At 66.9% G+C, this 22,743-nt stretch carries 22 protein-coding genes, 1 tRNA gene and 1 pseudogene; 8 read left to right on the top strand and 16 right to left on the bottom strand.

What is annotated here, in order from left to right; genetic code table 11:
- Nucleotides 1-552 precede the first annotated feature (552 nt).
- From AB0D18_RS21420 to AB0D18_RS21375, 10 genes are all read right to left on the bottom strand, one after another.
- On the bottom strand, nt 553-819 hold the full coding sequence (locus AB0D18_RS21420) for a hypothetical protein (RefSeq protein WP_362420689.1): 267 nt from the start codon (nt 817-819) through the stop codon (nt 553-555).
- Complete coding sequence (locus AB0D18_RS21415) at nt 806-1,498, bottom strand: hypothetical protein (RefSeq protein WP_362420686.1); 693 nt, start codon at nt 1,496-1,498, stop codon at nt 806-808. The genes AB0D18_RS21420 and AB0D18_RS21415 overlap by 14 nt, the downstream gene beginning before the upstream one ends.
- A gap of 153 nt (nt 1,499-1,651) precedes the next feature.
- Nucleotides 1,652-2,524, bottom strand: coding sequence for a LysR family transcriptional regulator (locus AB0D18_RS21410; protein WP_362420684.1), 873 nt, complete (start codon nt 2,522-2,524; stop codon nt 1,652-1,654).
- 177 nt (nt 2,525-2,701) lie between these two features.
- Nucleotides 2,702-3,097 carry a cupin domain-containing protein gene (locus AB0D18_RS21405; protein WP_362420681.1) on the bottom strand — a complete coding sequence of 132 codons (396 nt, stop codon included), beginning with the start codon at nt 3,095-3,097 and terminating at the stop codon, nt 2,702-2,704.
- Complete coding sequence (locus tag AB0D18_RS21400) at nt 3,094-4,533, bottom strand: MFS transporter (RefSeq protein ID WP_362420678.1); 1,440 nt, start codon at nt 4,531-4,533, stop codon at nt 3,094-3,096. The genes AB0D18_RS21405 and AB0D18_RS21400 overlap by 4 nt, the downstream gene beginning before the upstream one ends.
- Nucleotides 4,534-4,575: 42 nt before the next feature.
- Entirely contained in the window at nt 4,576-4,977 is a 402-nt protein-coding gene (locus tag AB0D18_RS21395; protein WP_362420675.1) for a VOC family protein, read from the bottom strand.
- Nucleotides 4,978-5,003: 26 nt separating this feature from the next.
- Nucleotides 5,004-5,471 carry a cupin domain-containing protein gene (locus AB0D18_RS21390; RefSeq protein WP_362420672.1) on the bottom strand — a complete coding sequence of 156 codons (468 nt, stop codon included), beginning with the start codon at nt 5,469-5,471 and terminating at the stop codon, nt 5,004-5,006.
- Nucleotides 5,434-7,302, bottom strand: coding sequence for an FAD/NAD(P)-binding protein (locus AB0D18_RS21385; protein WP_362420669.1), 1,869 nt, complete (start codon nt 7,300-7,302; stop codon nt 5,434-5,436). Before AB0D18_RS21385 ends, AB0D18_RS21390 begins: the two co-directional genes overlap by 38 nt.
- Nucleotides 7,299-8,150: an N-acyl homoserine lactonase family protein gene (locus AB0D18_RS21380; protein WP_362420666.1), complete on the bottom strand. Its 852-nt coding sequence runs from the start codon at nt 8,148-8,150 to the stop codon at nt 7,299-7,301. Before AB0D18_RS21380 ends, AB0D18_RS21385 begins: the two co-directional genes overlap by 4 nt.
- A gap of 4 nt (nt 8,151-8,154) precedes the next feature.
- Complete coding sequence (locus AB0D18_RS21375; RefSeq protein WP_362420663.1) at nt 8,155-9,507, bottom strand: lysine 2,3-aminomutase; 1,353 nt, start codon at nt 9,505-9,507, stop codon at nt 8,155-8,157.
- A 290-nt stretch (nt 9,508-9,797) separates the two neighbouring features.
- Here AB0D18_RS21375 and AB0D18_RS21370 point away from each other — a divergent pair, with 290 nt between their 5' ends.
- From AB0D18_RS21370 to AB0D18_RS21355, 4 genes and pseudogenes are all read left to right on the top strand, one after another.
- Nucleotides 9,798-11,726, top strand: coding sequence for an FAD/NAD(P)-binding protein (locus tag AB0D18_RS21370; RefSeq protein ID WP_362420660.1), 1,929 nt, complete (start codon nt 9,798-9,800; stop codon nt 11,724-11,726).
- Nucleotides 11,723-12,925 carry an MFS transporter gene (locus tag AB0D18_RS21365; RefSeq protein ID WP_362420657.1) on the top strand — a complete coding sequence of 401 codons (1,203 nt, stop codon included), beginning with the start codon at nt 11,723-11,725 and terminating at the stop codon, nt 12,923-12,925. Before AB0D18_RS21370 ends, AB0D18_RS21365 begins: the two co-directional genes overlap by 4 nt.
- Nucleotides 12,926-13,122: 197 nt before the next feature.
- Nucleotides 13,123-13,326, top strand: coding sequence for a hypothetical protein (locus AB0D18_RS21360; protein WP_362420654.1), 204 nt, complete (start codon nt 13,123-13,125; stop codon nt 13,324-13,326).
- Nucleotides 13,327-13,336: 10 nt separating this feature from the next.
- Nucleotides 13,337-13,796 (top strand): annotated as a pseudogene (locus AB0D18_RS21355) (flavoprotein).
- 73 nt (nt 13,797-13,869) lie between these two features.
- Here the strand turns inward: AB0D18_RS21355 and AB0D18_RS21350 are convergent.
- The 3 genes from AB0D18_RS21350 to AB0D18_RS21340 all read right to left on the bottom strand — a co-directional run bounded on the left by AB0D18_RS21350 (nt 13,870) and on the right by AB0D18_RS21340 (nt 15,750).
- A tRNA-Pro gene (locus AB0D18_RS21350) sits at nt 13,870-13,943 on the bottom strand.
- A gap of 30 nt (nt 13,944-13,973) precedes the next feature.
- Nucleotides 13,974-14,711 (bottom strand): Pr6Pr family membrane protein, encoded by a 738-nt coding sequence (locus AB0D18_RS21345; RefSeq protein ID WP_362420651.1) that lies wholly within the window; start codon nt 14,709-14,711, stop codon nt 13,974-13,976.
- Between the two features lie 91 nt (nt 14,712-14,802).
- The gene (locus AB0D18_RS21340; RefSeq protein WP_362420648.1) at nt 14,803-15,750 is read right to left on the bottom strand and encodes a metallophosphoesterase; all 948 of its coding nucleotides are present in this window, start codon (nt 15,748-15,750) and stop codon (nt 14,803-14,805) included.
- 99 nt (nt 15,751-15,849) lie between these two features.
- Here AB0D18_RS21340 and AB0D18_RS21335 point away from each other — a divergent pair, with 99 nt between their 5' ends.
- A complete protein-coding gene (locus AB0D18_RS21335; RefSeq protein WP_362420645.1) occupies nt 15,850-16,326 on the top strand; it encodes a GatB/YqeY domain-containing protein in 477 nt (158 codons plus the stop codon).
- 188 nt (nt 16,327-16,514) lie between these two features.
- Here AB0D18_RS21335 and AB0D18_RS21330 read toward each other — a convergent pair whose 3' ends face one another.
- Nucleotides 16,515-18,752, bottom strand: a complete 2,238-nt coding sequence (locus AB0D18_RS21330; protein ID WP_362420642.1) for a transglycosylase domain-containing protein — start codon at nt 18,750-18,752, stop codon at nt 16,515-16,517.
- A 364-nt stretch (nt 18,753-19,116) separates the two neighbouring features.
- Between AB0D18_RS21330 and AB0D18_RS21325 the strand changes: the two genes are divergently transcribed.
- A complete protein-coding gene (locus tag AB0D18_RS21325; RefSeq protein ID WP_362420640.1) occupies nt 19,117-19,464 on the top strand; it encodes a WhiB family transcriptional regulator in 348 nt (115 codons plus the stop codon).
- Nucleotides 19,465-19,571: 107 nt separating this feature from the next.
- Here the strand turns inward: AB0D18_RS21325 and AB0D18_RS21320 are convergent, their stop codons facing one another.
- Both AB0D18_RS21320 and AB0D18_RS21315 read right to left on the bottom strand, forming a co-directional pair.
- Nucleotides 19,572-20,954, bottom strand: coding sequence for an ArsA family ATPase (locus AB0D18_RS21320; protein ID WP_362420725.1), 1,383 nt, complete (start codon nt 20,952-20,954; stop codon nt 19,572-19,574).
- 74 nt (nt 20,955-21,028) lie between these two features.
- The gene (locus AB0D18_RS21315) at nt 21,029-22,027 is read right to left on the bottom strand and encodes an ArsA-related P-loop ATPase (RefSeq protein WP_362420637.1); all 999 of its coding nucleotides are present in this window, start codon (nt 22,025-22,027) and stop codon (nt 21,029-21,031) included.
- Between the two features lie 82 nt (nt 22,028-22,109).
- Here AB0D18_RS21315 and AB0D18_RS21310 point away from each other — a divergent pair, with 82 nt between their 5' ends.
- Nucleotides 22,110-22,271: a DUF4177 domain-containing protein gene (locus AB0D18_RS21310; RefSeq protein ID WP_014178397.1), complete on the top strand. Its 162-nt coding sequence runs from the start codon at nt 22,110-22,112 to the stop codon at nt 22,269-22,271.
- Nucleotides 22,268-22,735, top strand: a complete 468-nt coding sequence (locus AB0D18_RS21305) for a RidA family protein (RefSeq protein WP_362420633.1) — start codon at nt 22,268-22,270, stop codon at nt 22,733-22,735. Before AB0D18_RS21310 ends, AB0D18_RS21305 begins: the two co-directional genes overlap by 4 nt.
- The last annotated feature ends 8 nt before the right edge of the window (nt 22,736-22,743 follow it).

The raw sequence follows: 22,743 nt of genomic DNA, 5'->3' as shown, positions 1-22,743 counted from the left end.
GCCCACCCCTACTTCACGAGGTCGGCGAAGAAGATGATGTTGTCAGAACGGTGGCCGTCGCGGATCGGGCCCCCGCAAGTAAGGACCGGTAGCGAACAACGCGACGCGTGCGTGCGGCGCCCCGCAACGCAAATCAGGCCTGGTGTTTCAGCTGTCGGGGTGGCGGGATTTGAACCGGCTGGTCTCCGGTGGCCTGGGGGATCTTCAGACGGAAGATCATCTCCTAGGTTTCTCCCAGACCCATGTGTTCTCGGAGTGCGGTGTTGTTCCTGCGGGCCATTGCGTGAGCAAGTTTGCATGCGGCCATGGCGCTCGCTCTCTCTGCTGGATGGTGCTCTGAACAGGCTGGCGTCCCTTTCGGGCGGGAGCTGCTCCAGTGCCGCCTGGAGGCCATTGGCATGTCAGTCTTCGGGTGCCGCGGCCACGACGGGGCGCAGCGCAGGCCCTTCGAGTTCGACCTGCCGGCTCACCCATGCGTCGTCTGTCTGCCTCCGTTCGAACCTGAGCGACGGACTCTGGTGGGACCCCGCACCCACCCTTGTGCAACAACTTTTAGTCGACTGTCGCCGGCGCTCGCCTGACGATGTCGGCAAGCGGTCCCCGATATGTAGTGCCGAGTTTTCTCACCACGCCCAGCATGGGACCGGGGCCGTTGCGCAACCGGCTCAAATAGTTCTCGGGAAGCAGCACTCGATCACCGATCTTGAGCGGCTCGCTTCCGCACCAGCGGTAGGCATACCCGCCGACATCCACCACCTGATCGCCGGCGACTTCATACACGCGTTGGGCGTCATCCAGTTGTTTCTCAAGTTCTGTCACGCGTTGCTCCAGCCGTCGGATGCGCCGAGATCTCGAACGCGCTGTGGTTTGCTGCGACGGTGACGAGCACGTCCTCAACATCGGTGATCACGCGGCTGCGGGCCAGCCGGATCCGGTTCCACTCGGTGTCGTCCTCCCCGCTCACCCTGAGCAGCCCGAGGAAGAAGTCCCCCTTTGCCCGCCCGCTGTACTTCAGGTGGTAGCCCTCGGGCGCGCGCTGCCGTGCCGCGTCGAACGCCCGACGGTAGCGAGCACGCTCCGCCTCGCTGAGGTCCGGGATCCGGAGGAACCGTCCTGCTTGCTGGACCTCAGAGATCAACGCGGCGCCGACTTCCGCAGGCGATGACCGAGGGGGCTTCGCGCTGCGCCGAGGTGCCGGCTTCGGCTTGGACTCGACCAAGGATCGCTGCTGGGGCGGCGAAGGCGTCGCCTGCTGCTTGCGTGGTGTCGGATCCGGCCGGTCCGGATGGTGACCGTTCTCCAGATAGAAGCGCCCGGCCTCGGCGATCTGTGCCTGCCACTTCCCGCCCTGCCGGGGCATGGTGATCAGACCGCGCGCCTTGAGCGCCCGGGCGGTGACGGCCAGCTCGGGGTTGTCGGAGGTGACGGGCGTGGACCCGTCACCGATGCGGGTCAGGAGTGCGAGTTGGCGGTCGTTCAGCGGTGACCATGGATGCATGGCGGTTTCGTACCGGCTGGCACCTCCTGGGCACAAGCTGTGGGGTGCGATTCCGACTGAGTGAGCGCGGAGTCGCCGCTCGGGAGCCGGACCCTGGATTGGACTCCCCGATGGCTCCCAGAACCGCTGCTCGTTCAGATGCCGAGGCGCCCGTCAACGCTCTGCGGACGTACTGGACCCTTCCCCGACGGCGGCCTGCGCCATGGCGACAAAACGAGAGATCAGAGGGTGCGCGCCGTGCCGTGAGTAGACAAGGTTGAGGGGGACGCGTGGCGCGTCGGGGATGGTGAGGAAAGAGACGAAGGAATGGATGTGCTGCCGGCCGACGAACTCGGGGACCACCCCTACCCCTTTGTTTGCGGCAACGGCCTCCAGCCATTCATCGAAATTGCGGCAGACGGCAGACACTGTGGGTTGGTTGTCCGCAGGCCAATCGGTCAAATCGGTCGTGCCGCTCACCTCGTTGATGACCAGGCCAAGGTTGGCGATCTCCTGCCAGCCGATCTCCTCGCGCCCGGCGAGATCGGATCGCGTGGAGACCGCCGCCACTCTGCGTTCGTGCAGCAGGGGGACGATCTCCACGTCGGGGGCTACTATCCGGCCCCGCAGGATCGCAAGGTCGGTATCACCGCTATCGACTCCGGCGAGTTGGGCATCGTGTCGGTGCACGCGTACGGAGGTGCCGGTCTCTTCCTCGAAGCCCGCGATTACTTCTTGCGGCCAGTCTGTGGGGAAGCCCCAGGCGAATCCGACTCGGAACGTGTCGTCGCCGGCTTCGGGACGCAGTACTGCTTCCAACCTGGGTATGAGGAAGCGGAGTTGTTCGTGGAGGCTCTCGCCGTCTGGCGTGAGATGGACCTGGCGGGTGGTCCGTTCCAGTAGACGGCGGCCGAGCAACTCTTCGAGGCGCTGAATGTTACGGCTGAGAGTCGGCTGGGACACGTTCATCCGCTTCGCTGCCCGGGTGAAGTGCTTCTCCTCCGCCAGGGCCAGAAACCCGCGGAGGTGATGTAGCTCGATACTCATGGACAGCAGCATATGCAGTGCCGCGAAAGTGCTCTCAGCTCCTGGGCGCCCTCGACTCCACGATGCCGAACCCACCCGCGCCCACCTTCGCCTCTCCCGACGAAGAGCCCCGGGGCAGGCCCGGAGCTCCTCAGTACGACGCTCTCCTTGGGGCTCCCGGCCCTCGCGGGGTTGTGGTCAGCCCCGGTACTCCTCGTCCGTTACGTGTTCCTTCCACTCCGTAGGGCCGTCCGTGACCGCGATGTGCGTCATGAATGTGCCCGGAGTCGCGCCGTGCCAGTGCTCCTCGCCGGGGTGGCAGACCACCGTGTCACCGGCCCTGATCTCCTGGCGTTCGGCGCCACGGGCCTGTACATAGCCCACGCCTTCGGTAACGTGCAGCACCTGCCCTGCAGGGTGCCGGTGCCAAGCGCTGTGAGAGCCGGGTGTGAACAGCACGTTGCGTACCTCGGTGTTGGCGGTGGCGCCGATCTGGGGCCAAAGCCAGACATCGCCCAAGAACCGGTCCTCGGGTCCGTGGGTTGCGTCTCCGGGGTGACGGATGACGTCCATGGCGTTCTCCTTCGTGGTCATGCGTGGTGTGGGTTGGTTGTTTCGGGCTTACCGGCGAGCAGGATCAGCGCTGAGGCGGCGATCGATACCGCGGCCAGGATGGTGTTGGTGGTGGTGAAGGCAGCCTTCGGTGCCCCACTGCGCGTGACGAGGTCCAAGTAGACGGTCCCGAAGACGGCCACGCCGAGGGTGCCGCCGACCTGCAACGTCGTGTTGAACAGGCCGCTCACGTCAGGCGCGTACTCGGCTTCGACGGAATCGGTCAGACGGGCCAGGGATCCGCTGAACGCGGCGCCGTAGCCGACACCGCCGATGCCGAGGAGCAGGATGAGCCAAGCAGTGCTCTGGGCGCCGGCCGCCACTGCTGCGAAGCAGATCGCCATCAGCAGGCCGCCCACCGGTGCCGCGAGCCTCCGGGCACGGGCTCCCATCCGGCCGAGAGCCGGACCGACCATCGCGAATGTCGCCACCCACGCAATGGGGAGGAGGCCCGAGTAGACCGGGCTCTTACCGAGCCCTTGCTGCAGATAGAGCGCGAGGACAAACAGGATCGCGAAGTAGTTTGCCCGGGTCACGGCCTGGGAGACGAGCACCAGGGAGACCTGCCTGCGGGCAAGCAGTGAGACATTCATCAGTGGGTCGCCCGCACGCCGTGCTATGCCCCGCTCCACCTTGGCGAAGAGGACAAACACCGGCAGGGACCCGCCGAGGCACAGCCATGTCCACAAGGGCCACCCAGCATCCTGACCGAGCACCAGTGGCGTCACCAGCAGAAGCAGCCCGAGCGAGAGAAGTCCGACGCCGCGCATATCCAGCGTCTTCTGCCGCGAAATCACGTCGTCCGGGAGGAAGACGAACGAGGCGATCAGCAAGACGACACCGATCGGCACATTGATCAGGAAAATAGGCCGCCACCCCGAGCCGAGAATGTCCGCTGACACGAGGACGCCGCCCAGCGCCTGACCGACGACTGAACTCACCCCGAGGACACCGGTGTACGCCCCTAGGGCCCGTCGGCGCGCGCCGTCCTTGAAGTGCACTTGGATGCCCGTCAGGACCTGCGCGACCATCAGAGCCGCGCCAAGTCCCTGTACGACACGTGCGCCGACCAGGGCGGTGCTGGTGGGCGCGAGACCGCAGGCGAGTGACGACACTGTGAAGACGGAGAGTCCGAGCAGGTACGTCCACCGCCGTCCGCGGATCTCGCCGATCCTGGCTCCGGTGATCAGCAGAACCGCGTACGCGAGGGTGTACCCCGAAACAATGAGTTCCAGTTCGCCACTCGTTGCGTGCAGGTGATCGCGGATGGATGGGATCGCGACGTTCACCACCGCAATGTCGACGTTCCCGAGGAACATCCCGCCGAGCAGACAGACCAGTAGCCAGCCCGGCCTCCTGACGGCGAGGGCCTGCCGCCTCTCGGCCCGCGCCGGCTCAGTTGAAACAGACGTCTTCAAGAAACCCACCTGACTGTGACTGGGAACTACAGGGACAGGCGCTTAGACGGCGTCCCGCTGAACCAGCTGGAACTGGATCCCGTTGGAGGACTCGGGCTGGGTCCAAGCGTTGAGGTTCGGGCCGACGGGGACGGGTGCGCTCGTGGTGAGCTCGATGCCGAGTTGCTGGACCGCCTTCATAATCTGGGGCACGTCGTCGACCTCGACACCTATGTGTTCCAACCGGGCCTGGTTTCCCTCCCCGAGTCGGTTGCGGCGGGCTTCCTCGGTGGTGGGCTCGATGAGCTCGATGCGGCCGTCTCCGCAGTGGTAGAACGCGATCTTCACGTTCCTTTCGGGAACCTCCTGTGCCCGCTCCAGTTGCATTCCAAGGCTTTCCAGGAGCGCCCTTGCTGCGGTGATGTTGTCGACGACCACACCGATGTGATCAATCCTCTGGAACATTTCGCCTCCTATTTTCTCGGTTGTGATTACGCGTGCTCTTTTGAGAAGTTGTTGTGCAGGGCGGCCAGTTGGGGCAGGTTCGACATATTGAGAAGGAGCAAGTCCCCTGAATCTTCCTGATTCTCGAAGTAATGCACCTGCCAAGCCGGTATGAGCATGATGTCGTCCGTGCTCAACTCGACCGATTCCCTGGACTTTTCGAATACCACGGTGCCCGATCCGGCCCGTACGAAGTAGAGGTGCCACCAGGAGTGCGAGTGAGGGGTAGTACGCTCGCCGGGACGGACAGATTGAAAAGTCATGGAAGTTCCCGGGACAACTTCGTGGTTGCCGTCGGGGGTGGCCAGGGTCAGCGTGCCGTATGGAGTGTGCTCAGCCGCTTCGATTTCTTTGGCCAAGAAACCCCAGTTCCAGACGATGGGACTCTGTTCAACCCGTGCGTGGCGTTTACGGAATTCAGGGTAGGGAAACTGATTTCCGGTCTGAATTGGCATGCTGCTCCTCCGAGGTGGCAGTGCTTGCCTGTCGTATATGGGCGATCATGTCCCGCACGGAGACATCGGCATCGGTGCTGAATTGTGAGGGCATTCCCTGCCGGGGCAATGCATGGGTGTAGAACCTCGGGCCCTCGACGGGATAGCCCACTGCCCATGCAGTACGAAGCGGCTCGTTGGCTGCCGTGATCGGCCGGCCCCGCTCATCGATGTCCAAGCCGCCTGGCTTGAACGTGCCGTTGGTGTAGGGGCGGATGAGGCCGCGGCGGAGCAGGTTCGCGGTCAGTGGTGATCTGTCGCGCTCGGGGTGGCACGCGTCAAGCCGCGCAATGACCAGCGCGTCGGCGTGGCAGGTGGCTACCCCGTCCGGGTATTCGGTCCGGATCGCGAACCGCGCCGCGTCCCGGTCCAGGCTCACCCGGCTCCCCGGCCCCCCGGCCAGGTCCACGACCCCTGCCCGGAACAGTGCGAGGAGCTGGTGGTTGCGGTGCCGGGGCGGGCCGAACGAAACCCTGTTCATGACCGGGACGTACGTCGTGTTGAACGTCGCATGGGAGGCGGGGGTGAGCCGTGAGAACTCCACGGCCTCGCGCAGGCTTGCGCGGGTATCGCGGATAACGTCGGTAGCAGCCTTTACGGGACTCGTCATGTTGCCGAGCTCCGCATGCATCAGGTCACTCTCGACGTAGTCGAGGAAGAACTCTCTGAAGGCGTGCTGGTTCTTGAACTCCCGCCCACGCAATGGGTCGATGATCTCCTCGATAAGGCGCCGGTCGGTTGAGGTGACCTCGTACTCCTCGGGAGAAGCTGAGCCGCCCTCCTCTGCCGATCGGTAGGCGTACGCCATTTCCTTCAGCAGGAGCGGCAGGACCTCCTCCTCGAAGTCGAGTTGGGGGCTGCTCCGGTGATGGGTGGCTTTCTCCTGCAGGAGCCGCACGGCTTCCTTGGTGAAGAACTGCGCGCGGTGTCCGCCGGTGAGCCCCTTCTGGTTCACCCCCCGCGCGGCGAACGGCAGACATTGACGGGAGAACAGGTGGATCTGCGGCTCTCGCCCCGACGGGAGGTACTCCGTCCCCGAGCCGGCGCCGCGGAACTGACCACCGCGGCCGACGGTGAGTTCGGAGATGACATCGTGTGCGGTCAGCCCGAACCCCTGGACGGCTACGGAAGAGCCAGGGGCGATCTCCTGGAGCCGGTCAACCGGGTAGGGGGTGGGGCAGTAGACGAGCCGAGGGTTTCGGTCGGCGTACTGACCGGCGAACTCCTCGTATGCACGGTCCTCTTCGGTCGGAGTCCGCTCGCAGTGCCCCGTAGCCAGGAAAACGTAGTCGATCGAGAGGATGAATCCCTTCGCAAGATGGACGGCGAAGCTCTCGTCGTCCCGCGCTTCGATGTCCAGAGCCCGGTCGCGGTGGTGGATCACGCGGACCTGAGACGGTGCGGATCGCACTGTCCGATCGAAGACCTCACTGAGGTATGAGCCGAGGATCTGCCGTGGCAGATACGCATGTTCTCCTACTGGCTCGCCCCCGTCCCCGCCGGTGCGGTGGAACTCGGTATGGAACTCTCGGTAGCCGCTGCCCGCCGCCCATTCTGTGAACGAGGGCCCCTGGCCGCCGGCGAACATCGTCACCTGGCTGGCTACGGTGTTGGTCAGCAGATGTGCCGGCTGACGCGTGGAGTGGACGCCCTGGCCCCCGTCGCCCGGATCGATGAGATGCACGTCCAAGTCGGTGCCAGGGGGCAGTTGACCGGCGAGCTCGGAGATCCGCTGCAGGATACTCAGCCCACGTGGCCCCATGCCGATCACGGCCACCTGGAAGGCCTTCATCGCGCGGCCACGTGCACGGCTGCGGCGGTCTCGATGCTGTCCAGTGCAGGTTCGTGGAGGCAGACCCAGTCGTCCGCGCCGCTGAGCCGTGGGAAGCGCTGCGCCACCTGCGGATCATGTCCGGGGATGATGTGGTCGTCGCCGTCCGCCAGTGCCTCGATCTTGTCGTACCCGTCCAACATTGGCGTGAGCTGGTCGAGGATCGGAAAGGGGCTGCGCAGACGAATGTTTGCCCAAAGGTGACTGGCGTCGCTTGCCAGGACCACCCAGCCGCGCGCGGTCGGAACCCGGACGACTTGGGTGCCCGGTGTGTGACCCGGTACGGAGTGCACCGTCACACCAGGGAGAACCTCGGCCTCTCCGCGATGCAACACCAATTGGCCCTCGAACAGCCTTTGGACTGCGGCCTGGACGTTGACGGGCTCGAAAGGCTTGCGCACGATGTGGTGTCGCATCGCGGGCCCCGTGCAGAACTGGAGCTCCTCCTCCTGCAGATGAATGCGCGCGTGGGGGAACCGATCGAGGTTTCCCGCGTGGTCGTAGTGCAGGTGCGTGATCACGACGTCCGAGACATCGCCTGCTGCGACGCCGAGATCGGTCAGTGCGTCGACGGGGTCACGAAAGAGAGTCCGCCCTCGGCGCAGCGCCATCTCCTCGGGAAATCCGGTGTCCACCAGCAGGAAGTGCTGCTCGTTGCGGACCACCCAGAAATAGAAGTCCATGGGCATGTCCGTGCCCTGGGTGAACTGGCCTTCGTCGACAAGAAAGTTGTCGCGGGCGGGTCGGTCGGCGTGCGTGCCGAACCGGAGTGCCAGCACTTCGTACGTCGGAAACGTGCTCTCAGACATGCCCTCACACCCCTACGAGGTCAAGCGGTTGGCTGAGGACCGAGGGGTCGGCGGTGGCAGTCTCGTCCTCGAAAAAGAACCGAGGCTCACCGAAGGCCGGGACGAGCTGGTCGAACCATGTGGCTTGGGGGTCGAACTTTGCGTAGAAGGGACGGCGGACGAGGCCGCCCTCACGCGCCTGGAGGAACTGCAGGGCGAAGACCTTCTCGCCCCGAATCGTCGGCACGCCGTCGATGAGCACCTTGCCGGGGAACGCGCTCATCGAGGGGCCGCGCACCGTACGCGAGAGCCCGGAGACAGATCCATAGGCGGTCCGGAAGATGTCGTACGCCTCGACCAGCGGCAGCTCGAAGTAGGCACGAGCACCGGTGTCGCGCTCGACGAACATGTAGTACGGAATGGCGCCCAGCTTCACACCCTGAGTCCACAACTCGTGCCAGGCGCTGGGGTCGTCATTGATGTGCCGGAGAACGGGGGACTGCATGCGGACGACGGCGCCCGTTGCGGTGATGCGCCGCAGAGCCTCCTGCGCGATGGCAGGGCGCAGTTCGGCCGGGTGATTGTAGTGGCCCATCAGCGCAAGGTGCTTTCCAGCACCGACGACGCGCTCGAAGAGGCGAAGCAGGTCGTCGGCGTCCACGTCGCTGACGAATCGCTGCGGCCAGTAGCCCACGGCCTTGGTGCCGATCCTGATGTTCTGGATGTGGGCCAGGTCAGGCGACAGGAGCGGTTCGAGGTACCGCTCGAGGTTTGCCGTCCTCATGATCATGGGGTCGCCACCGGTGATCAAAACATCGGTTACCTCGGGATGACGCTTGAGGTACGCGGCCAGCCCTGAGGCGTCGCGAGCCGCGAAGTGAAGGTCTTCTTCACCGACGAACTGAGGCCACCGGAAACAGAACGTGCAGTACGCGTGGCACGTCTGGCCGGCGCTCGGGAAGAAGAGAACCGTCTCCGCATATTTGTGCTGGATTCCCGGGACGACTTCTCCGTCCAGTTCCGGCACGTTGTGTGTGAGCTGTCCGGCAGGGTGTGGATTCATGCTTGAACGAACTGCGTGGATCTGCTTTGCCAGTTGCTTCTTGTCGCCCGAGCGTAGGACATCACGCAACGTGGCGTAGTCGTCAGGGGCGAGCATCGACTCGTGCGGGAAATTGAGCCGGAAAATCGGGTCGTCCGGTATATGGTCCCAATCGATTAGCTCGTCGAGAACATACTGATTCGTCCTGAAGGGGAGGACATGGGACACCACGTCGACTGCTTCGCGCAGGTCACGTGGCATGCGCTCCCAGTGGGGCGTCCGCTGAATCGAGGAACGGTTGTAAGGCTTGTATTTGGCAGGGCCGAAACTATCCACGCGAAGTCCTTAGATGTCGGACGGAAAAGGTATCGACGATCACCGCAGTGTGAAAGGTGAGGTGCGAACTCGGAGGCTCCCGCGCATTTCTGCTCCTCGGCTCGCTGAGTCACCAGGCTATCCACGCGGCTGTGTCAGTGGGAAATAGACCGCAAGGGGAATTGATTCAGCTACTGCATTAATGGCTTCTATGGCTCCACCGAATGAATCTCCCGCCCGATGCATTAGTGCATTTGTCGACGGCTAGGCTCGGCAGCTGCTCGATCAGGCACAGAGGATGGGGATTTTCGTTGAACGGTCAGCTCAGTGTCGGCATCGTGGGGATGGGGCCACGCGGGCTCATCACGCTGGAGCGGCTATGCGCCAATGCGGCGGCGGACTTGAGTGCCGAACCGGTGACCGTACACACCATCGATCCGGCCCCGGCAGGGGCCGGCCGGGTCTGGCGGACGGATCAGCCCGTGCAACTGTTGATGAATACGGTCGCGGAGCAGATCACGGTGTTCACGGACGAGAGCGTCTCGTGCGCCGGTCCTGTGGTCCCGGGTCCCAACATGTACGAGTGGGCGGCGCTGCTCACCCTCATGGGCTCGTCGGAGGGGTACGCAGACGACGTGCTTGAGCAGGCGCGGACTTTGGGGCCGAACTCATATCCCACACGTGCTCTGTACGGGCACTACCTGCAGTGGGCTTTCCGTCGGGCCGTGGAGACCGCGCCCCAGCACGTGAAGATACGAGTCCACCGGGACACCGCGGTCGCACTGGACGAGCGCGGTGCACGTCAAGTGCTGCGGCTCGCCGGCGGTGACAACCTACTGCTCGACGCAGTTGTCCTGACACAGGGACACCTGCCGACCACGATGTCCTCCCGCAAGGCCCTGGCCCGCCGAAACAGCGCTCGCCGCATTGGACCGGGCAACCCAGCAGACGAAGACCTGAGCTCCATTGCCCCCGGGGAGCCAGTGGCGCTGCGCGGCCTGGGGCTCACCTTCTTCGACTACTTGATCCTGTTCACGCAAGGACGCGGCGGCACATTCGAGGAACGTGCGGACGGCTGCCTCGACTACCGAGCCTCGGGCCGGGAACCGCTTCTGCACGCGGGCTCTCGACGCGGGGTGCCGTACCAAGCACGGGGTGACAATCAGAAGGGCATGAGTGAACGCCACCAGCCGGTGCTGCTCACCGCGCCGAGGATCCGCGCTTTGCGGGAACGCGCAGCCTCACACGGCGACGTCCACTTCCGCAGAGACGTATGGCCGTTGATTGCCCGCGAGGTCGAGACCGTCTATTACCGCGCGTTGCTGCGTCGACGCGGCGTGCCGACCGAGGCCATAGCGTCCTTCCTTCGACACTTCCCACTCACTCTTGACGGCAGCCCGGAGGAGGAGCGACTACTGCAGTGCCACCATGTACCTGAGAATGATCGCTGGAGCTGGGAAGCCATCGAGAGTCCTTACGATGAGCAAGCTCTCTCCAGCGCAGAAGAGTTTAGGCTCTGGCTCATCGGACATCTTGAGCGCGATGCCAAGTTCGCCAAGGGCGGCAACGTCGATGACCCACTCAAGTCGGCGCTCGACGCATTGCGTGACCTGCGGAATGAGATCCGGCTGGTCGTTGACCACGCGGGGATCAACGGGAACTCCTACCGCGACGAACTGGACGGGTGGTACTCGCCGTTCAACGCGGGCCTCTCCATCGGCCCCCCGAGGCGCAGGATAGCCGAGATGGCCGCACTCATTCGTGCTGGAGTGCTCAAGCCCTTGGGGCCGGGAATGCGCGTGACGCCCCTGACGGAATCCAGAGGTTTCCTGGTCTCGTCGTCGGTGGTCTCGGGCCCGCCGATTGAAGTCACCACCCTCATTGAGGCTCGCATCCAGACTGCGGATGTCCGCGTGACTGCCGACCCGCTGCTGCGTGGACTTCTCGACAGCGGCAGGGCGGCGCCGTACCGCATTCCGAATCCGGACGGGAGCCACTACGAGACCGGGGCACTCGCGGTGACGGAGCGGCCGAGCCGGCTCCTGGACGTGGGCGGAAGAGCACACCCGCGACGATTCGCCCTCGGTATCCCCACGGAAGGCGTGCACTGGGCGACGGCTGCGGGTGTGCGGCCGGGCGTTGACTCCGTCACCCTGGGTGACGCGGATGCGGTGGCCCGCGCGGCTCTCGCTTGCGGGGTGGCCGATCCAGCCGAACAGGCGGAGGCACGCGTCTCGTGAACACGCTTGCTTTTGCCGGCCGTCGAGAACAGACACACTCGACACCCCCTGATCGGGCTGGTCTGTCCACGGCATTGCGCGTTGCGGCAGTCACCGTCCTCACGTCGTTGCCGGTCTTCCTGCCGGGGGCCGCCAATGGATTGATCTCCGCTGAATTCGGGTGGAGTTCGGTACGCATGGGCGCCATCCTTGCCGTGTACTGGCTGGCCTCTCTCTCGGGCGCTTTTGTCAGCAAACGGGCCGTGCTCCCTATGAACGGGGAACGCACTCTGGCCATGGCACTGTGCGTCACGTGTGTGGGGCTCTTCTCCGCAGCGCTGATGCCTGTCGTGGGCCTGTGGGTCAGCTCGGTCTTCGGAGGCGCCGCCTACGGATACACCCAGCCGCACACCAACGGCTTGCTGATGCGCCGATGCGCGCCGCGATTGCGTGCGCTCGCCTTTGGTATGAAACAGGCTGCGGTGCCAGCTGCGACCCTCCTCGCCAGTATGGCGATGCCCATGCTGGCCGGTCCGTCCGGCTGGCGACCAGTGTTCGCCGGTACTGCAGTGCTGTGCGGTGCCGGTGGTGCTCTCCTGATGCGAGGTACTCCCTCGGGTGTCAGCCCGGCGTCGACGACGAGGCGGCGCAATACTCCCCTGCGGGGACGCGCATTTTTGATCGCAGTCAGTTGCGCAGGCTTCTTTGGCGCGATGGTGGGCAATGGCCTGGGGGGTTTCCTGGTGATTGCTCTTACGGACCGTGGCGCATCGCTGACCGTCGCCGGCGCGGTGGCGACAGCGGGCGCCGCGCTGAACATCGCCGTTCGCCTGGCTGCGGGCTGGCTGGTCGGTCGCGTGCCTCAGGCCGCGTGGGTGGCGCTGACGGGCCTGTTTGTGGTCGGTGCAGCGGGCACGGCGCTCCTGGCAAGTACGGCGCTCACCGTAGCCGCTGTAGGGGCTCTGCTCGCTTACGGAGGAGGCTGGGGCTGGGCGGGCCTGCTGCACTATGTCATCGGCCTGCCCTACTCCGGTCAAGAGCAACGGGCAACGGCACACAGTCAGATGGGCGTCTCCCTGGGCGCTGCAGTCGGCCCACTGCTGTGTGGCCTCTTGTTCAGCATTCATCCGGCCTCGGCCTGGTGGACGCTAACCGGAGCGGGAGTTGCTGCCGCCGCCTGCGCGCTCGCGGCCAGGAGTTGCACTCCTGGGGAGAGGTAGTGCGCCGATTCTCGGTGGAGGTCGCCTGGTGTCTCAACTGGCGGGGTGGTGGCATGTGAACCTGTGGCCTGTTGCGATCACCCGATGCGGCGCTGACGCCGGCGCAGGGAGCTGATCCCGACTGCCTGCCGCTCGTGAGCGTTCCACCTGGGAGTTGTGACGAGATGAAAAGTGCCAATCTGTGCGGGACCGGCGGGATGACATATCTCGACCCGCCCCTCTTCACCGACCAGGGCATCGACGTCATCCCATTCCAGGTGCCGACTGGCGGCCTTTGGCAGCAGGCCCGCAGTCTCAGCGCCGTCCACACTCTGATGCAGCTCGGCCCCAACCGCCTCGCCGCCGAGCTGCGCGACATCACCTCTCGCTGCCTGAACCGCACCGCTTCAGCCGTCAACTAGGAGTCCCCGCGTGAGTGATCGGCCCAACCAGCAGGCCGAGAAGCTCTTCCTGTACGTCGTCGTGTGCGCGTCCGGCATCGCTGGTGATGTCGGCAAGCTGATCACCGCAGCCCAGGAGGCGAATCGGGATGCGGGCGTCATCGCTACCCCGCAGGGCCTCGGCTTCATCGACGCCGAGGCTGTGGAGACTCAGACGGGTTTCCCGATCCGCTCGGCCTGGCGTGCGCCTGGCGACCCACGCCCGCTGCCGCCTGCCGGCGCCATCGCGGTGGCGCCGGCCACCTTCAACACGATCAACAAGTGGGCCGCCGGGATCTCCGACCAGCCAGAGCCTTGCGCGGCTACGCGAGATGGGCGTCCTGATCGGCTCCTGCGAACCGCACCGGCCGAAGGCCGGCGGCGGAGCCGACCGCTTCCGCTGGGAGGAAGCGCTGGAACTGCTCACGCCCACGCTGTCCGCTCGGTCGTGAGCAGCGCCATCCCCACGCACATCAGGCCCGGTACTGATTTCTCAGTACCGGGCCTGACCTGCTGTTTTGGCTGTCGGGGTGGCGGGATTTGAACCCACGACCTCTTCGTCCCGAACGAAGCGCGCTGCCAAGCTGCGCTACACCCCGATGTCCACCGCGTTGCCGTGGCGACATCGATTACTTTAGCCCACCGGCGCGCGTAGGCGAAATCCGGTTTTCGCGGCTTCGTGGGCGGGGGCGGACGTGGTCCAGGGCGACCAGGGCCAGGGCGAGGGCGTAGAAGACCAGGCCGAGGACCAGGGCATTCGTGGCAATGCCGGCGTAGCCGTGGCGGGCGGCGTCCAGGAAGGGGTACGGGTAGCGGGCCTCGGCGTCGGGGGCGAGGGCGGCGCCGCGGATCAGGGCGAAGGCCAGATAGGCGGCGGGGTAGAGGAGCCACTGGGCCGCGTACCGGAAGAGGAGGCCGCCGGGGGCGGTGAGCAGGAGCCAGTCCAGGACCGCGCCGATCGGGGTGACGGTGTGGAGGAGCTGGTTGGAGACGCTGCGCCAGCCGGTGATCGTGTGCTCGGGGTCTCCGGTCATGGAGAAGCCGCTGGAGTCGTTGGCCAGGATCAGGTGGTAGACGAGGCCGGTGATGACGATGAAGAGGAGCGCGCCGCCGGTCAGCCGGGGGGAGAGGGGCGGGCGGCCCTGTCCGGCGCGGACCGCGGACCAGCCGAGGGTGAGTGCGAGCAGGGCGTTGGACTGGATCGTGAAGTAGACCGGGACGCGCAGGGGGTCGCCGATCGTCAGGTCGATCACGATGCCGGTGACGGCCGCCGCGCACAGGAGTGCGCGGAAGGCGGCGGCATACGGGCGGCGGTGGGGCGGCACGACAACGGAGGCGGGCACGCCCGTGGGGGTCGGGGCGGTCATGATCCCCACGGTAGGTCAGTTCGTCCGGATATGGGGTGGAGGGGGAAGCCCTCAGCATATGGGGCGGAGGGGGAAGCCTCCGGCCTGGAGGTCAGGTGCGGGGGGCCGGGCCCGGGGTCAGGGTCAGGAGGGTGGCCTCCGGGGGGCACGCGAAGCGGACCGGGGTGTAGCGGTTGGTGCCGCAGCCCGCCGAGACGTGGAGGTACGAGCGGTGGCCGCCCGCCTCGTGCGTGGAGAGGCCCTTGACGCGCTCGGTGTCCAGGTCGCAGTTGGTGACCAGGGCGCCGTAGAACGGGATGCAGAGCTGGCCGCCGTGGGTGTGACCGGCGAGGACGAGCGGGTAGCCGTCGGCGGTGAAGGCGTCCAGGGTACGGAGGTACGGGGCGTGGACCACGCCGATCGAGAAGTCGGCGGAGGCGTCCGGGCCGCCCGCGACCTCGGCGTACCGGTCGCGCTTGATGTGCGGGTCGTCGAGGCCGGTGAATGCGAGGTCGAAGCCGTCCGCGGTGGGGAGCTTGAGGCTGCCGCGGGTGTTGGTGAGGTTGACCCAGCCGGCGGCGTCGAAGCCGTCGCGGAGGCCTTCCCACGGGTTGTGGACGGCGCCGGTGACGGGCTCGTTGCCGTTCAGGCCGTGCTTGCCCTGGACCTTTTCGATCAGGTAGCGGGCGGGGTTGCGCAGCTTCGGCCCGTAGTAGTCGTTGGAGCCGAAGACGTACACGCCGGGGAACTGCATGAGCGGACCGAGCGCGTCCAGTACCTCCGGCACGCCCTCCGGGTCGGAGAGGTTGTCGCCTGTGTTGACCACGAAGTCGGGGCGCAGACCGGCGAGGGACTGGAGCCAGCGCTGCTTCTTGCGCTGCCCGCTCACCATGTGGATGTCGGAGACCTGGAGCACGCGCAGTGGCTTCGCGCCCGGCGGCAGGACGGGGATCGTCACCCGTCGGAGCCGGAAGGACCGGGCTTCGAACCCGGCTGCGTAGGCGAGGCCGGCCGCGCCAACGGCCGTGATTCCCAGGGGTACTCCGTAACGTGCGCGCATGCGCCCATCGTCGCAGACCGGTGCGGGGCCGGGCACCGAGCGGGGCCGCCGGTGGAAATGTGCGGGCGGCAGGGCCGTATGACCTGCCACACTTGCGCCATGACCACGCCCAAGTCCCCGCTCAAGGCCCAGCTCCACGAAGACCTCACCGCCGCGATCCGGGCGCGTGACGGACTCCGTTCCTCCACGCTCCGGCTCACCCTCGCCGCCGTCCAGGTCGAGGAGGTGTCCGGCAAGGAGGCCCGCGAGCTCTCCGACGCCGAGGTGGAGAAGGTGATCGCCAAGGAGGCGAAGAAGCGCCGCGAGGCGGCCGAGGCTTTCGCCAAGGGCGGCCGGGCCGAGTCGGCCGCGCAGGAGAAGGCCGAGGGCGAGATCCTCGCTGAGTACCTCCCGCAGCCGCTGGGCGACGACGAGTTGACCGCCATCGTGGCGCAGGCCGTCGCGGAGGCGAAGGCGCAGGGCGCCGAGGGGCCGCGTGCGATGGGCGCGGTCATGAAGATCGTCAACCCGAAGGTCGCGGGCCGCGCCGAGGGCGGCCGGGTCGCCGCCGCGGTGAAGCAGCTCCTGGCGGGCTGAGCGGCGGATAGCCGTGCGCGGCTCGCACCGCGCGGCTCGGGCCTCGTAGTACGCGGCTCTTGGCTGTCGCTCGTAGCCGTCGCTCGTAGCTGTAGCTCGTAGCTGTACGAGGAGGGGGCTCCACCCGACACCGGGTGGAGCCCCCTCCTCTTCTGCTTGCGCTGCGGCACGCCTACCGGCTCACCGGCTTACGGCCAGTCGCCGCCCAGGAGGTCGCCCCAGCCGCCGTCGCCGTTGCCCCCGCCGTGGTCACCGTTGTCGCCACCGGGGCCCTGGCCCGGGTCCGTTTTCGGGGGCTTGTTGTCGCCCGGACGGTTCTTGTCCCGGTCCTTGTTCTTGTCCTTGTTCTTGTCTTTTTCCTTGTCCTTCTCGGGGTCCGGGATGTCGATGATGTTGAAGCCGGGGGCCTCCTTGCCGTCCAGCGCGTTGCTCATCGCGTCGCGCCAGATCGGGCCGGGGACCTGACCACCGAAGACCTTCTCGTGGTACTGCCCGCCGATGTTGATGGACTCCATCCGCTTCGCGTGCTGGGGGTCGCCGACCCAGACCGCACCGGCCATGTTCGGGGTGTAGCCCACGAACCAGGCCGCGTACCGGAAGTCCGTCGTACCGGTCTTGCCCGCGCTGGCCCGCCCACCGCCGAGGCCGGCCTCCTTGCCCGTGCCGTCCTCGACGACGCCCTTCAGCAGCGTGTTGATGGTGTCCGCGGTGGTCTCGGCCATCGCCCGCGAACACTGCGACTTCGGGACGGGCATCGGCTTCTTGTCCGGACCGATGATGTTCTCGATGGCGACCGGGGTGCAGTACGTGCCCCGGCTGGCGAACGTGGCGTACGCCGACGCCATGGTCAGCGGCGACATCTCCTGCGTGCCGAGCGTGATCGACGGCACCTGCGACATCTGCTTGCCGTCGGCCCGCTTGAGCCCCATCTTCGCGGACATCTCGGTGACCGGGCAGATGCCGATCTGGCTGATCAGCTGCACGTAGTAGGTGTTGACCGACTTCGCGGTCGCTTCCTTCATGGCGTACGGGCCGACCTCGGAGTCGTTCTCGTTCTCCACCGGCACGCCCTTGTCGGACCACGGGCCCTTGCAGGTCTGCACCGGGCTCGGGTACGTCATCTTGTACGGCGAGGAGTACTGCTGGGTCGGCTGGATGCCCTGCTCCAGCGCGGCCGCCGCGACGATCGGCTTGAAGGTCGACCCCGGCTGGTAGCCCGCGCCGCCGCCCATCCTCTGGTCGACGGACAGGTTGATCTGGGTCTCGTTCTTCTCGAAGCCGTACGGGCGGGACTGGCCCATCGCGAGGATCTTGCCGGTGCCGGGCTGGACGATGGACATCGCGGTGGCCACCGGGTCCGACTTGTAGACGTGCTCCTTCACCGAGGCCTGGAGCGCCTTCTGCGACTGCGGTTCCAGGGTCGTACGGACCGTCAGCCCGCCCTGGTTCCAGACCTTGGCCCGGTCCTCCTTCGTCTTGCCGAAGACCGGGTCGTTGAGGAAGATCTCGCGGACGTAGTCGCAGAAGAAGCCGGCGCCGTTGACGGAGGTGATGCAGCCGTTCTTGGCCTTGCTGACCTTCAGCTTCAGCGGGGCGGCCTTGGCCTTGGCCGCTTCGGCGGGCGAGATCTCGCGGATGTCGGCCATCCGCTGGATCACGATGTTGCGGCGCTTGGTGGCCTCCGCCGAGTCGTTGACCGGGTCGTACCTGGTCGGCGACTGGACGAGTCCGGCCAGCACGGCGGCCTCTTCGAGCTTCAGGTCCTTGGCGTGCTTGCTGAAGTACCGCTGCGAGGCGGCCTCGACGCCGTACGCCTGCTGCCCGAAGAAGGTGATGTTGAGGTAGTTCTCCAGGATCTTCTTCTTGCCGAGCTCCTCCTCGACCTGGATCGCGTACTTGAGTTCGCGGATCTTGCGGCCGAGGGTCTGCTGGGTGGCCTGGGCGACCTTGTCGGGGTCGTCGCCGGCCTCTTCGACGAAGACGTTCTTCACGTACTGCTGGGTCAGGGTCGAGGCGCCCTGCGCCGTGCCGCCCGACTGCACGTTCCGGTTGAGCGCGCGCAGGATGCCCTTGAGGTCGACCGCGCCGTGCTCGTAGAACCGGTTGTCCTCGATCGCGACGATCGCCTTCTGCATGTACGGCGAGATGTCCTTGAGCGGGACCACCGTCCGGTCGCGCGAGTACACCGTGGCGATCCTGCCGCCCTGGCTGTCGAGGATGGTGGTGCGCTGGCTCAGCGGCGGGCGCTTGAGATTCGCCGGAATCGTGTCGAACCCGTCGACCGTTCCCTTGGCCGCGAGGCCCAGCGCTCCGGCGGCGGGCAGGGCGATGCCCGCCAGCACGGCTCCGGAGAGCACGCTGACACCGAGGAATTTGGCGGCCTGCTGGGTCCGTGTGAGACCCCCGCCCGAGCGCGTTTTTGCCATGGGGCGAAGCCTACGTTCTCATTCGCCGGACACATGTAAAGGCTCTGGCCTAAGCTGCTCTCAACTGTCACAGCAGTGAGGTTCCGCATCAAGGTGCGGGAGCCGATTCGAGAGACCCCGCGGTGGGCCCCGAGGCCGCCGCGACCCAGCTGAACTGTCCCGCTTTGTCGGGAAGGTGACGCATGTCCCCAGGTCACTCCGTTGGGTGATCTGCCGCATACGCATAGTCCGTTCGGGCCATTCAAGATTGGGCCCGAAGGGGGTGTTGCGCTGTGCCCACCTTCCGTAACGTCCTCAACTGGCACCGGTGAATATGCCGCTGCCGCCGTGGGGGAGCCTCGATTCGGGAGAGGACGGCGCCGGGATGGGCTGGGTAACCGACTGGAGTGCGCAGGCAGCCTGCCGCACTACCGATCCGGATGAACTGTTCGTACAAGGAGCAGCGCAGAACCGGGCCAAGGCGGTGTGCACCGGATGTCCGGTGCGTACCGAGTGCCTGGCCGATGCGCTGGACAACCGCGTCGAGTTCGGCGTGTGGGGTGGCATGACGGAGCGGGAGCGCCGCGCACTGCTGCGCAGGCGGCCAACGGTCACCTCGTGGCGCAGGCTCCTGGAGACCGCGCGCACGGAGTACGAGCGCAGTGCGGGGATCCTGCCCGCGGTGCTCGAAGACGCCGAGGTCTACGAGGAGACGTACGCCGCGGTGGGCTAGCCCAATCGTGGCGTGCTGCGCCGAGTGGTGTAGCAGACCGATCGGCGTAGCAGGCCGAGTGGCGTGGCAGGCCGATCGTCGGTCGGCGGATGACGTCGGTCGGTGGACTAGGCCGAAGGCGACGGCGTGGAAGGTGACGGATCGGGCGGGGATGCCTGACCGGTCGCCAGTCGCTCGCCGATGGTCCGAAGTCCGGCCAGATCGTGTACGTCTCCGGGAAGGGCGGCGACCTCGGTCACTGCCACCTCGGGGTGGAGCGCCGTGAAGCGGTCGCGCGTTCGCTGTTCACGCGCGAGGACCTGCATGCGTTCGGCATGCAGCCGCAGCAGGCCCGCGGTCAACTGCTCGACGCCGTTGACCGCGCTCGGGCCATTGACCGCGTCCGGGCCGTCGCCCGTGCTCGGACCGTCGACCGCGTCCGGATGCTGGGGAGTTCGGGGTGTCTCGGGAGAAGGCGTCCCGGGAGAGGGTGTCTCGGAAGAGGCGGCCGTGGAGCCACGAACTCCAGCATTCCCGTCCCCCTGATCCACAATGCCGTGCTCTCCAAGATTTTCTGCGGCGGCGAGCGCCCGCTCGGCCGACAGCTGAGGGGCGCCGCTGCCGTGCACCCGGTTCAGTACGAGACCGGCCAGCGGCATCTCCTCCGCCGCGAGCCGCTCGACGAAGTACGCCGCCTCGCGCAGCGCGTCCCGCTCCGGGGCGGCGACCACCAGGAACGCCGTACCCGGCGCCTGGAGCAGCCGGTACGTGGCGTCCGCACGCGTCCGGAACCCGCCGAACATCGTGTCCATCGCCGCCACGAACGTCTGGACGTCGCGCAGCAGTTGGCCGCCCATCAGCTTGCTGAGCGTGCCCGTCATCATCGACATGCCGACATTGAGGAACTTCATCCCGGCCCGGCCGCCCACCTTCGCCGGCGCCATCAGCACCCGGATGAACTTCCCGTCCAGGAAGGACCCGAGGCGCTTGGGGGCGTCGAGGAAGTCGAGTGCGGAGCGGCTCGGCGGGGTGTCCACGACGATCAGGTCCCACTCGTCGCGCGACCTGAGCTGTCCGAGCTTCTCCATCGCCATGTACTCCTGCGTACCGGCGAACCCGGCCGACAGGGACTGGTAGAAGGGGTTCTCCAGAATGGCGCGGGCCCGGTCCGAGTCCGCGTGCGCCTCGACGATCTCGTCGAAGGTGCGCTTCATGTCGAGCATCATGGCGTGCAGCTCGCCACCGGCCGCGTCGTCGACGCCCTTCACCTTGCGCGGCACGTTGTCGAGGGAGTCGATGCCCATCGACTGCGCGAGCCTGCGGGCGGGGTCGATGGTCAGCACCACCGCGCGCCGCCCGCGCTCCGCGGCCCGTACGCCCAGGGCGGCGGCCGTCGTCGTCTTTCCGACCCCGCCGGACCCGCAGCACACGATGATGCGGGTCGCCGGGTCGTCCAGCAGCGGATCGATGTCCAGCAGCGGCGCCGTGTCCATGCCAGAGGCCGCGTCCATGCCAGGGGCCGCGTCCATGCCCGGCGCGGGATTGCCTCCCGGTGCTGTGTTCGTCCCCGGCGACTTGTCCGTGCTCATGCCGTCCTCCCTGCCCGGTCCGTACCCAGGTGGGTGCGGAGTGCCGCCGCCAGCCGGTAGAGCCCGGCCAGGTCCAACCCCTCGCCGAGGAGCGGGAGTTCGTACGTGTCCAGGCCGAGCCCGGCCAGGGCCGCCCGCTGCTCCCGCTCCAGCTCGACCCGCTGCGCGTGCTCCGCCGCCTGCTCCAGGAGCGGGTCCACCAGGCGCTCCGCGAGCCCGCCGCGGCGTGCCCCGCCCAGGCCCGCCCGGGACAGCGCCTGTGCCACCGCGGTGCGCTGCTCGCCGGCCGCCGAGCGCAGGGCGTCCTCGTCCACCAGGTGCGGGCGGACCATGTTCACGATGACCTTGCCGACGGGCAGTTCGGCGGCCCGCAGTTCGGCGATGCCGTCGGCGGTCTCCTGGACCGGCATCTCCTCCAGGAGGGTCACGAAGTGCACTGCCGTCTCGGGGGACTTGAGCACCCGCATCACGGCCTGCGCCTGGTTGTGTATCGGGCCGAACTTCGCCAGACCCGCGACCTCGTCGTTCACGTTCAGGAAGCGGGTGATGCGGCCGGTCGGCGGCGCGTCCATCACCACGTAGTCGTAGACGTACGCGTTCTTCTTGTCCCGCCGGCGGACCGCCTCGCAGGCCTTGCCGGTCAGCAGGACGTCCCGCAGTCCCGGTGCGATGGTCGTCGCGAAGTCGATCGCGCCGAGTTTCTTCAGCGCGCGGCCGGCGCCCCCCAGCTTGTAGAACATCTGGAGGTAGTCGAGGAGCGCGCGTTCGGCGTCGATCGCGAGGGCGTACACCTCCCCGCCGCCCGATGCGACAGCGATCTTGCGCTCCTCGTACGGAAGGGCTTCCGTCTCGAAGAGCTGCGCGATGCCCTGTCTGCCCTCGACCTCCACCAGGAGGGTGCGTTTGCCCTCGGTGGCGAGGGCGAGCGCGAGTGCTGCGGCGACCGTGGTCTTGCCGGTACCGCCCTTGCCGCTGACGACCTGGAGCCTGCTCACGGCACCGAGCCTAACCAGTCGCCCGGCGGCCCAATCAGGAGGCCGTCCTTCCGTCGTCCCCGCACCGACTACAGTCGGCCGCATGACCAAGTGGGAATACGCGACCGTGCCCCTTCTCGTGCACGCGACGAAGCAGATTCTGGACACCTGGGGCGAGGACGGCTGGGAGCTCGTCCAGGTCGTCCCCGGGCCGAACAACCCGGAGCAGCTGGTGGCCTACCTCAAGCGGGAGAAGGCCGCATGAGCGCCGTCGAGGAGAAGCTCGCCTCGCTCGGCCTGACCCTTCCGGAAGTGGTCCCGCCGCTCGCCGCGTACCAGCCGGCCGTGCAGTCCGGCGTGTACGTCTACACCGCGGGCCAGCTCCCGATGGTGGACGGCTCGCTTCCGGTCACCGGCAAGGTCGGCGCGGAGGTCACCCCCGAGGAGGCCAAGGACCTGGCACGGATCTGCGCGCTGAACGCCCTGGCCGCCGTGAAGTCCGTCGTCGGTGACCTGGACCGCATCGCGCGCGTCGTGAAGGTCGTCGGCTTCGTCGCCTCGGCCCCCGACTTCACCGGCCAGCCCGCGGTGCTCAACGGTACGAGCGAGCTGCTCGGCGAGGTCCTCGGCGACAAGGGCGTGCACGCCCGCAGCGCCGTCGGCGTAGCCGTCCTGCCGCTGGACGCACCGGTCGAGGTCGAGATCCAGGTGGAGCTCGTCAGCGCCTGATCCCCTCG

The sequence above is a fragment of the Streptomyces sp. NPDC048442 genome, from assembly GCF_040651475.1.
In the GTDB taxonomy this organism is placed as follows: domain Bacteria; phylum Actinomycetota; class Actinomycetes; order Streptomycetales; family Streptomycetaceae; genus Streptomyces.
This window is presented reverse-complemented; position numbering and strand designations above follow the sequence as displayed.